We start from the raw sequence: 1,482 nt of genomic DNA, 5'->3' as shown, positions 1-1,482 counted from the left end.
GGTGGAGCAGCCCGGTAGCTCGTCAGGCTCATAACCTGAAGGTCACAGGTTCAAATCCTGTCCCCGCAACCAAAATTTATAACAATATATCAATGGCTTAAACCAATGCAAGGCGCCCAACGGGGCGTTTTTTGCATTTACCACACAGCACAACACATTCCCCCAAGATTCTAAACCCTTACGCCCAGTCCCGATTCCTCGTATGCGGTGTTCTGATCACACTGTGACGTCGTAATTCCACGGGAGCAGGTCGTCGATCTGGCTTTGTTTATGGCCTTGGACGATGGCGGTGAGCGTTGCCGTCAGTCATGCATGGGGATCGACGCCGTTCATTTTGCAGGTCTCGATGAGCGAGGCGATGACGGCCCAGTTTTCGGCACCGGCGTCATGGCCGGCGAAGAGGGCGTTCTTGCGGTTCAGGGCGATGGGTCGGATGGTGTGTTCGACGGTATTGTTGTCGATCTCGATGCGACCATCGGCGAGGAAGCGGCCAAGGCCGTCGCGGTATTTGGCGATGTAGGCGAGCGCCTCGCCCAAGGGCGATTTGGCCGAGGCGCGGACGCGGTGGTGGGTCAGCCAGTCATCGATGCGGGCGAGGATCGGGGCGGAGCGATCCTGCCGGACGGCCAGTCGGGCGGCGGGGTCACTGCCGCTGACTCAGCCTCGATGGCGTATAGATCGCGGATGAGGGCCACGCCTTCCTCGGCAATCGGCGCGGGTCCGGTGCGGGTGGAGACGGCGACATGGGCGAGCGTGCCTTCGGTCGGCAAACCGCCTTCGATCAGCCAGTTCGGCGTGTCGGCCTGCATAACACCCGCGTCGCAACGACGGCAGGCATAACGCGGGCGAACGGTGACGATGACCTGGAAGCGGGCAGGAACGATGTCGAGCCGTGCCGCGCGATCCTCGCCGATCTTCACCATGTCGGTGCAGCCGCAGGGACAGATAATCTGCGCAGGTTCGATCACTTGCTCGATGCGCGGCAGGTGGTCGGGCAGATGGCCAAGGTTGCGCTTGGTGGCGGGGCATCTTGGTTTGCCATCGGCGTTGCGTTCGATCAGCGCATCCCGCGCGGCCTCGGCTTCCGCAACTGCCGTTTCCAGATCCTCAAAGGCCAGCTGGCGCTCGTCGGGGCCCAACTGCTCGGACCGCTTGCCATAAAGCGCATGGCGCAGCTCAGTGATCAGGTAATCCTGACGTTCGGTCCGCGCCTCCAGCCCTGCGACTTTGGCCTGCATGGCCGCAAATGCCTCACGCACGGCGGGCGGAAGGCTATCCAGATCAAAGGGGAGATCGGCGGGCGCAGACATGGCGATTTATACCGCATGGCTTCACGACTGCGCATATTTACAAGGCGCTCCGAGTCATTCTGTCACGGTGGGCGGGGTCGGTGCGGATTTCGGAAGAACCGGACTGCCGTTTCAGTAACTCCCGGACAGTCCGGTCCGGTTGATCGCTGCACTGCTGTCATGCATCCTGGGT

General features: G+C 61.7%; 1 pseudogene. It reads right to left on the bottom strand.

Annotated elements, in window-relative coordinates:
• Window positions 1–216 precede the first annotated feature (216 nt).
• Window positions 217–1,238: pseudogene (locus BMX43_RS19400) on the bottom strand (IS66 family transposase).
• Window positions 1,239–1,482 lie beyond the last annotated feature (244 nt).

Source organism: Gemmobacter aquatilis, assembly GCF_900110025.1.
Taxonomy (GTDB): Bacteria; Pseudomonadota; Alphaproteobacteria; order Rhodobacterales; family Rhodobacteraceae; genus Gemmobacter; species Gemmobacter aquatilis.
The sequence above is the reverse complement of the archived record's forward strand: the minus strand, read 5'-3'. Positions and strand labels throughout refer to the sequence as shown.